Source organism: Dokdonella sp., assembly GCF_039926425.1.
Lineage (GTDB): Bacteria > Pseudomonadota > Gammaproteobacteria > Xanthomonadales > Rhodanobacteraceae > Dokdonella_A.
Window position 1 is genome coordinate 1 of record NZ_JBDSWZ010000176.1, and the last position, 8,758, is coordinate 8,758.

The 8,758-nt window shown below is 64.7% G+C and carries 10 protein-coding genes; 5 read left to right on the forward strand and 5 right to left on the reverse strand.

The genetic code is table 11. The features are described from left to right. Positions 1-368, reverse strand: a 368-nt coding sequence (gene xrtH, locus ABIV12_RS10410) for an exosortase H (protein WP_348058960.1), incomplete at its 3' end; no start/stop codon positions are given. Positions 369-514: 146 nt separating this feature from the next. Between xrtH and ABIV12_RS10415 the strand changes: the two genes are divergently transcribed. Both ABIV12_RS10415 and aroB read left to right on the forward strand, forming a co-directional pair. After that, a complete protein-coding gene (locus ABIV12_RS10415) occupies positions 515-1,066 on the forward strand; it encodes a shikimate kinase (RefSeq protein ID WP_348058962.1) in 552 nt (183 codons plus the stop codon). Continuing rightward, positions 1,063-2,136, forward strand: a complete 1,074-nt coding sequence (gene aroB / locus ABIV12_RS10420; protein ID WP_348058964.1) for a 3-dehydroquinate synthase — start codon at positions 1,063-1,065, stop codon at positions 2,134-2,136. The genes ABIV12_RS10415 and aroB overlap by 4 nt, the downstream gene beginning before the upstream one ends. Here aroB and ABIV12_RS10425 read toward each other — a convergent pair. The 3 genes from ABIV12_RS10425 to ABIV12_RS10435 all read right to left on the reverse strand — a co-directional run bounded on the left by ABIV12_RS10425 (position 2,125) and on the right by ABIV12_RS10435 (position 5,213). Next, entirely contained in the window at positions 2,125-2,628 is a 504-nt protein-coding gene (locus ABIV12_RS10425) for a hypothetical protein (RefSeq protein WP_348058966.1), read from the reverse strand. The genes aroB and ABIV12_RS10425 overlap by 12 nt on opposite strands. Positions 2,629-2,972: 344 nt before the next feature. Next, positions 2,973-4,397 (reverse strand): hypothetical protein, encoded by a 1,425-nt coding sequence (locus ABIV12_RS10430; protein WP_348058968.1) that lies wholly within the window; start codon positions 4,395-4,397, stop codon positions 2,973-2,975. Positions 4,398-4,718: 321 nt separating this feature from the next. Next, positions 4,719-5,213: a hypothetical protein gene (locus tag ABIV12_RS10435; RefSeq protein WP_348058970.1), complete on the reverse strand. Its 495-nt coding sequence runs from the start codon at positions 5,211-5,213 to the stop codon at positions 4,719-4,721. Between the two features lie 176 nt (positions 5,214-5,389). Here ABIV12_RS10435 and ABIV12_RS10440 point away from each other — a divergent pair, with 176 nt between their 5' ends. The 3 genes from ABIV12_RS10440 (at position 5,390) to ABIV12_RS10450 (ending at position 7,361) form a co-directional block, all read left to right on the forward strand. Beyond that, on the forward strand, positions 5,390-5,650 hold the full coding sequence (locus ABIV12_RS10440) for a WGR domain-containing protein (protein ID WP_348058972.1): 261 nt from the start codon (positions 5,390-5,392) through the stop codon (positions 5,648-5,650). A 109-nt stretch (positions 5,651-5,759) separates the two neighbouring features. Next, positions 5,760-6,821: a uroporphyrinogen decarboxylase gene (gene hemE / locus ABIV12_RS10445; protein ID WP_348058974.1), complete on the forward strand. Its 1,062-nt coding sequence runs from the start codon at positions 5,760-5,762 to the stop codon at positions 6,819-6,821. Between the two features lie 141 nt (positions 6,822-6,962). Beyond that, entirely contained in the window at positions 6,963-7,361 is a 399-nt protein-coding gene (locus tag ABIV12_RS10450) for a hypothetical protein (protein ID WP_348058976.1), read from the forward strand. Positions 7,362-7,385: 24 nt separating this feature from the next. Here the strand turns inward: ABIV12_RS10450 and ABIV12_RS10455 are convergent. Then, a partial coding sequence (locus tag ABIV12_RS10455) for an ATP-binding protein (protein WP_348058978.1) occupies positions 7,386-8,758 on the reverse strand: 1,373 nt, incomplete at its 5' end.

An 8,758-nucleotide genomic window follows, 5' to 3' on the forward strand; every position in this document is an offset into this window, starting at 1 on the left:
TGACCGAGATAGAACAGGCTGATGATGCGGACGATATTGAGGGCCTGGATGGCCAGGAATCCGAGTCCGATACCGATCATCTTGTGCTTCCACGGGGCCGGAAAGGCCAGCATCGCCGAGACGAGAATGATCACCGCCTCGACGCCATTGCAGCCGCGTTCGATTGAAATCGCAAAATTGGCGCCCGTGCTCTGCAGGATCTTGCCATAGGCGATCGCGTGCGAATCGAACACGCTGACGATGGTGACACAGACCTTCGCCAAGGCACTGGTGAACGGCAGGATCACCCACTGCTCGACTGGCTGGAGCAGCTCCGCGACGAAGAACACCGTCAGCAGCACGAGAAACAGCAACATGAAGCGGAGCATGGCGGAGGCGGGAATGGCGTTCGGGGAGTCGCCGTGAGCATATCAAGATACCGGTTGCCCTCCGATGCCGGTGTCCGCTTCGGATTCCGGCCGCCCAGCCTGTATGCTCGTTTGCCGACCCCCCCCGACTCCGCGTTGCGCGATCCATGAATCCCGCCCCAAACCTCTTCTTCATCGGCCCGATGGGCGCCGGCAAGACGACCGTCGGGCGGCAGATTGCCGAATTGTTCCGCATGCCCTTCCTCGACCTCGACCACGAAATCGAAGTGCATACCGGAGCGACCGTCAGCCTGGTGTTCGAGCTGGAGGGCGAAGCCGGATTCCGGCGGCGCGAAAGCGCGCTCTTGGCCGACCTTGCGACACGCAACGGCCTGGTGCTCGCGACCGGTGGCGGTGCAATCCTCGATGCGGAGAATCGACGCACCTTGCGCGAGCGCGGCTTCGTGATCTGGCTCGACGCAGCACTTGAAGCGCAGCTCGCTCGTCTCGCACGCGACCGGCACCGTCCGTTGCTGAGAGCGCCCGACCGGCGCGCGCGCCTCGAACAACTGGCGCTCGAACGTAATCCGCTGTACGCGGAAATCGCCGATCTGCGCTTGCGCTCGGCAGGTGTCGGCAACAGCTCGCACGTCGCGCATGACCTGCTCGATCTGCTCGAAGCGCGCTGGCAACGCGGCAATGTGATTGTGGCCGCATGAGCGTCACGACCATCGACGTCGTGCTCGGAGAACGCTCCTATCCAATCTGGATCGGCAGCGGGCTTCTCGATGACGCGGCCCGCTGGTGCGCCGCGATCCGCGGCCGCCATGTGCTCGTGGTGACCAATGCGACGATCGCGCCGTTTTATCTTGATCGGGTGCTTGCCGGTCTCGGCGACCGTGTCCACGGCACCGTCGTGTTGCCCGATGGGGAAAGCCACAAGACTCTCCAGAGCAGCGGCGAAATCTTCGATGCACTGGGCCGGCTTGGCGCCACGCGCGACGCCACCATCATTGCGCTGGGCGGCGGCGTCATCGGCGACCTCGCCGGCTTCGCCGCCGCGTGCTGGATGCGCGGCATCGACTTCGTCCAGATGCCCACCACGTTGCTCGCGATGGTCGATTCGTCGGTCGGCGGCAAGACCGGCGTGAACCTTGCCGTCGGCAAGAACCTCGTCGGCGCGTTTCATCAGCCACGCGCGGTCGTTGCGGACATCGGCGTGCTGGCAACGCTGCCCGACCGCGAATACCGCGCCGGACTTGCCGAAGTGGTGAAGTATGGCGCTATCGGCGACCCCGCCTTTTTTGAGTGGCTCGAGAAACAGTCCGCTGCGTTGAATGCGCGAGAACACGCTGCGCTGACGTACGCGATCGCGGTCAGCTGCCGCCACAAGGCCGGCGTCGTGGCGCGTGATGAACACGAACGCGGCGAGCGCGCATTGCTCAATTTCGGGCACACCTTCGGCCATGCACTCGAGACGGCGAGCGGCTACGGAACCCTGCTCCACGGTGAAGCGGTTGCCATCGGCATGGTGCTCGCCGCACGCCTGTCTGCGGATCTCGGACGCGCGAGCAGCGCCGATACACGCAGACTGTCGAATCTGCTCGCTGCGCTCGGGTTGCCGGTGACGCTGCCCGAGAGTGATCCGGCGCGTCTGCTCGGTCTGATGCGACTCGACAAGAAGAACACCGCCAGCCACGTCCGACTGATCCTGTGGCGCGGGATCGGCGCCGCGGAAATCGTCGTCGATGTCGACGAGCGCGCGATTGCGGCTGTCCTATCGCCTTGAGGGCATGCGCATGCGCGCGTGAAGACCGGTGCCCGCCAGCAGTGCAAGCAATGCACCCAAGACCGCCAGCGCCGTCGAGCCGACTGTCGGCGCACCGACGGGCTCCACGCCGCCCGTGACGACGAATGGAAGATCGATCGGCGGATCCGGTATCGCAGGCTCGAATGTCGCGTCGATGCCGACGAAACGCAGTGTGTAGGAACCGGCCGCGAGCGGACCAATCGGTACGGAGACGTCCACTGGCGGTGGCGGGACTCCGCACACGCCCGAGTACGTCGCCGCGACAACGACGACCGCGCCGTTCGGGTGCACGGTCGGAAGCGAACCGGTATAGCCGCAACCGCTCCAGTGCACGACGAATCGAACCGGTTGCCCCTCAATGGAAGGGTTGGGCTCAACGCGCAGCGCGGAAAACGTCCCGTCCTGCGCCTGAGCAGGAACCATTCCTGCGCCGAGCAAAAACGCGAGCGATACGATCGCAATCTTCACCATGCTGATTCTCCTTGAATGACACGATCGCTGCCCCTGTCCAGTCCGGACAAAGGGCCATCGATGCCGACCCGCAACGCGGGCCTCCATTATCTCGACGCGCAATCGCCGTCGGAACCGGCGTGCATGTTGCGCAGATCGACCACAGACCCGCAACCAGAGCATCGTCGGCACGCACCGGTGATGCAGTCGTCGCACTTTCCAAACGGCATGGTTACAAATTTCCAACCTGACTGGTCACTTGCGGTCCGCGATTGCCTGCCGATTCCCGACCGATCTCCAATTCGCGGTTCGCGGCGGCTCGACCGCCCGGATGCCGACAGACATCGACATCCGGGCGTGATCGATCAGTCGACGCCGCTGGCGAAGATGCGGTCGCGCACGAAGGCGACGGCCGAGAAGTCGAAATTGGCCGGCGGCCCGACCGAGACCAGGGACGCGCCGACAATGATGATGCGATCGTTCTGGAACGCGACCGCGTTGCCGACATCGTTGCCGCCCGGCTGCAGGAAGTCGACGACGTTGAATCCGCTTCCGTCATTGAAGTTGGCGGTGTCACGCGTGCCATCCGGGAGATAGCGCGTGATGTAATCGTCGAGTGTGGTTGCGGGATTCGCATTCGCGCGGATCGTGCCGACAATGGTCAGGTTGCCGTTGGCTTCGCGTTGCATCGCATTGAAGGTCAGCGAGGCACCGGTGGTGTCGATCACCGAGCCTGCTGTACCAAAACCGTAATCATCAGGACCGATGGCAATCTTCTTTCCCAGAAGGCCGTCGTAGATGCCGCTGCCGGCGGCCGTCTCCACTTCGCCCACGGCGATCATGCGCTGATCGTCCTGCGGGCCGTTGGCTGGAAGCAGCGCGAAGTCGCGCATCCGCGCGTCGCGGTCAGGGGTGCCGAGAAACTGTGCCACGCTGGCGAGGCCGAAGGTGGGGTCGATGGCGCCGTTGGCCAGGACGCGTACCGCAAGCGGTTCACTGAAAATCTGCTGGGATTTTCGGCCTTCGCCGACTCCGACGATCTTGCCATTTGTGGCGATCCTGACTTTGTGGATCTTGAAATCCTTGTGACCGAAGTTGCCCTGGATGGTCAACTTTCCAGTGCCATTGAAGGTGCTGTCGAGATCGCCGCTGGTGTCGAGACGCGCGAACGCCGCATTGTTGTAGCCGTTGCCCACCGTTGCGCTGCCGGCCATGACGATCTTGCCGTCGGCTTGCACGGCAATGCTGCGCAGCACATCATCGTGGGCGCTGTCTCCGATATCGAATGCGACGCTGACGCACGTGTAGCCGTTCGGAAACGCGTCCAGCGTGCCATCGATGTTGAAACGACACACCGCGAAGTCATCGTTGCCTGCAACGGTTACCGTCCCGCCCACCAGCAATCGACCGCTCGCATCGATCGCTGCGCTGGCGCCGCTCAATGTGAACCCGAGCTCTTCGGGTGCGACGACCAGCCCGACGTCCTGCGAACCATAGTTGGTGTCCAGGGCGCCGTTTTTCTTCAGGCGCGTGATGCCGATGCGCTGACCAGCCGGGGTATTGACCACCCCGACGATGTAAATACGACCGAACGCGTCGACGACGGTAGCGAGAGCAATGTCGATTGGCGCCTGAGGCAAGGTGTCGAAGCCGACAATGGTGCGGCCATTGGTTCCGAACGAGGTGTCGAGCACGCCATCAGCCGGTGCCGCGCGTGCGGACATGCTGCCGGTTCCGGCCAGCGCGGTGATGGCCAACGCCATGGGCGTGGAGTAGCGAAAGCGTTTCATGGGATGTCCCTGGAGTTGGCCACACGTGGCGATGGGGTGCGTCGACGGTGTCGCGTCGTTTCGCGCCAATGCACTCACATACGCAGGCCGGTCGTGCGAGGGATCATGGACAGGGGCACCATTTCGGCGCGCGCGGCATTCGGGACGGGGCAAAACACCGACGTCGATCGTGTGGCTGGTCGGGTGAGCACATCGCTCTGGGTCCACGTGGCGGCGTATCAGTGACACGCACGCCGACGAATGCCGACGCTGCACGACAAACGCCGAGCGTGCCCGGACGCACGCTGCGCGACCGCGGATCCCCGGCGCCGCGCGACTGGGCTATGGCTGGCGTGCGGACGTTCGGCGCAGCGCCGCGAGGGCGACGAGTGCGAGCAACGCTGAAAGTCCCTCGAGCGCGCTCCCGTCATTCGCCGGCAGCGCAATCGCGGGACGGACGCCCTGAATCACGAAGGGAAGATCGATGGGCGGATATTGGAGAGGGGGATCGAACTCGCCTGCAATCGCGATGAACCTCAGCGTGTAGGCACCGGGTGCGAACGTTCCGATAGCCAACGCGAAAGGTACGGGCGTTGGCGGAGAAGGACAGTCGACAAAAACGAGACGAACCGTCACCACCTGTTGCTCGACGTCGATGATCGATTCCGTCGGACCACGCGCGCAACGCGCCGTCGCCTCCAAAGTGACCGCCTGGCCCGCCGCCGCGGGGTTCGGAGTGACGCGGAGATTGGAGAGAATCTGCGAGCCGCCTGCGTGTGCAATGCTCGCAATCGTGCAGAACACGAGTGTCATCCACTGCCATCCATTCGCCTTCATGCCGCGCTCCCTCGACCGTAGTCGCGAAGGCTGTGCTCCACCCGCGACGATTGCAAGCGTTGACGGGGCGAGGTTTCCGGGCATTCTCTCGCGTCGCGTTGCGACGCCGGGAAATGTCTCCGTTGGCGCGCCGCTAACGCACACTCGCCCGGCGCCGCTACAATCGGAGGTTCGATATGCGCCTCTTCATGCAAACCCAGCCCGCCGGTGCCGATGCACCGCGCTACTACCAGATCGTGCTTCAGCAGGATCTGCTGGGCGGCTGGACGCTGTTCCGTGAATGGGGCCAGCAGGGCAATCGCGCGAGCAGCAAGCGCGAGATCTACCTGGAACGCGATGCGGCCATCAGAGCGTTCGAGCATGCGCGCGACTCGCAGCTCAAGCGCGGGTTCCAGGTGATGTTCAGCCAGGGCTTCGACGGACGCGGGCCGAGCTGAAAGCGAAACGCTCGCCCGCTGTGCGAGGGGCAACGACAATCTCCACACGACACCGTTCGCCGCGGGATATCGACGGGCGAGCCTCCAACGACGCAACCCGGCCGACCCGATGACCACACCAATCCCCGATCACCGCTTCCTCCGCGCGCTGCGCCGCGAACCCGTCGACATGACGCCGATCTGGATCATGCGACAGGCCGGCCGCTATCTGCCCGAGTACCGCGCGACACGCGAACGGGCCGGCAGCTTCCTCGCCCTGGCGCAAACGCCGGAACTTGCCTGCGAAGTCACGCTGCAACCGCTCGCGCGGTTTGCGCTCGATGCGTCGATCCTGTTTTCCGACATCCTGACGATCCCGGATGCGATGGGCCTCGGCCTGCATTTCGTCGACGGCGAAGGGCCCAAGCTGCGTCATCCGTTGCGGACCAAGGCGGACATCGAGAAGCTCGGCGTCCCCGACCCGGAAACGGACCTGCGCTACGTGATGGACGCGGTGCGGCTGATCCGCCGCGAACTCAACGAGCGCGTGCCGCTGATCGGCTTTGCCGGCAGCCCGTGGACGCTTGCCTGCTACATGACCGAAGGCGAAGGCTCGTCAAGCTTCTCGCGTGCCAAGGCGCTCGCACTCGACGATCCGGCGACAATGCACCGGCTGCTCGACACGATCGCCCGCTCGGTGGCGTCGTATCTCGCGGCGCAGGCGGCAGCCGGTGCGCAGGCACTGATGGTGTTCGACACCTGGGGGGGCCTGCTTCCCCCCGCACAGTTCCGCGAATTCTCCGAGCGCTATCTCAAGGACATCGTGCATCGGCTGAAGGCGGATCCGATCGCCGGCAAGTTGCCTGTCACACTGTTTTCGAAGGGCGCCAACGGGCATCTCGAAACGATGGCCGACAGCGGCTGCGATGCACTCGGGGTCGACTGGACGATCGACATTGGCGATGCGCGTCGGCGAGTCGGCGACCGCGTTGCGTTGCAGGGCAACCTCGATCCGTCGTTCCTTGCCGCTTCGCCGGACGCGATCCGTACCGAGGCGCGCCGGGTGATCGACAGTTTCGGGGCACATCCCGGACACGTGTTCAACCTTGGACACGGCATCACGCCGGACATCAACCCCGAGCACGTCGCCGTACTGGTCGACACTGTGCACGAGTACAGCCGTCGCGGCTGACTGACGCGCGCTGTACAGTCGCATCGATGATCCTCGGCGCGACTCGGCGACGCGGATTGGCAGGAATCGGAACGTCGCGGCGGGCGTGTCGGACCATCCATCCTTCGACGCCGCCGTGCGCGCGGCAATGGAGCATTTTCAATGATCCCGGGACGAAAACCCGCTGTCTTGCTGGCGCTGCTTGCACCGTCGGCCGCCCTTGCGGAATCGCAGGCGGGGTTCGCCGGCTTGGTCTGGCTCCTCTGCGTTCCCTCGTTTCTTCTGTTCGGCGCGTGCGCATACATCCTCTGGCTGCAAGCAACGCTTGCGACACCCAACACGCTCTTCGTGGTGCTGGCGCCTGTCGCCCTGTTGCCACTCGGGCTCGTGCTGACCGAGGAAGCCGTGCCGGTGCCGCTTTGGGCTATGGTCGCGTCCGAACCTCTGTCGTTCGGCATTCTGTGGCAGCCGATCGCCTGTGTCGTGCTGGTGCATGCAATCTACGCGGCCCGCAGGTTCAGCGTGATCAGCGCGCGCACAAGTAAACTGGACGCGCCGTGATTGCGTGAGTTGCCTGATCGTGGCTTACAGGCCTACGCGCGGCATCCTTGCATCGATTGCCAGCGCGATGGCGCGTTCCAGCATCGCCGTCGTCAGTGGCTTGCGCAGCAAGACGTCCATGCCCACGTTGCGGATCTTTTCCTCTTCGTCGCCGACCGAGCGTGCAGTGACCGCGATCATCGGCAGCTGCGCGTAGTCGCCCGCGCGCAAAAGGCGCGCGAGTTGCAGGCCGTCGATGCCCGGCAGGTCGAGGTCCACCAGGGCAAGGTCGAAGCGCGCGTACTGCGTTTCGTCGGCGGCTCCCGACTTCAGATGCGCCAGCGCTGCAAGGCCATTGGGCACGTGGACACAGCGATGACGCAGCTGAGCGAGCAGGCCGACGATGACGTCGGCGACCGTGACATCGTCCTCGATCAGCAGCACATGCAGATCCTCACGGGGACGCGGGCTCGATCCATCAGCAGGAATCGCCGCGCGCACCGGCGTGCAGACTTCCGGGAGGTCCAGGACGACAACGAACGTGCTGCCGACACCCAGCGTGCTCGTGACCTCGATGGTGCCGCCCATCAGTTGGGCAAGTTCACGACAGATCGCGAGCCCAAGGCCGCTGCCGCCATGGCGGCGCGTGACGCCATCGGCCTGCTCGAAACGGCCGAACAGCCGTTCGCGCAGCGATTCCTCCATGCCCGGCCCGGTATCGGCCACGCTGAAACGCAATCCGCCTTCGCCCGAACGTGCGAGCCGGAGCGTCACGCCGCCGTGCTCGGTGAATTTCAGCGCGTTGTTCGCGAGATTCAGCAGGATCTGCTTGACGCGCATCCCATCGCCTTCCACCTGGCGGGGAACATCGGGGGCGATCTCGATGGTCAACGACAGCCGTTTGCTGCGTGCGAGCGGGGTCTCCAGTTCGCCAACCTCCCGAACGATTGCGTACGGATCGAACGGTGACGGCTCCAGCGCGAGCTTGCCCGCCTCGATGCGCGCCAGATCGAGACTGTCGTTGACCACGCGCAACATCAGCTCGCCGGACTGCCGGATCGCCGTTGCGTAGCGGCGCTGCCGATCATCGAGCGCGGTTCCAAGCAGCAACTCGCTCATGCCCAGTACGCCGGTCATCGGCGTGCGGATCTCGTGTCCCATCGTCGCAAGAAAATTCGACTTTGCCTCGACCAGCTGCTCGGATCCACGTCGACGTTCGTCAGCCAGCGCGAATGCGTGACGGCGGCGCACGCGATTGCGATAGGCGTGCGTCGTCGCCCACACCAGCAGCAACGCGGCAAACGCATACAGGCCGTAGGCCAGTGGGGTCTTCCAGGGAGCGCGCAATACATGGATGACCAGCGGGCTGCGCAACTCGCCGACGACGCCGTCCGCGTTCTGCGCGCGCAACTGCAGGC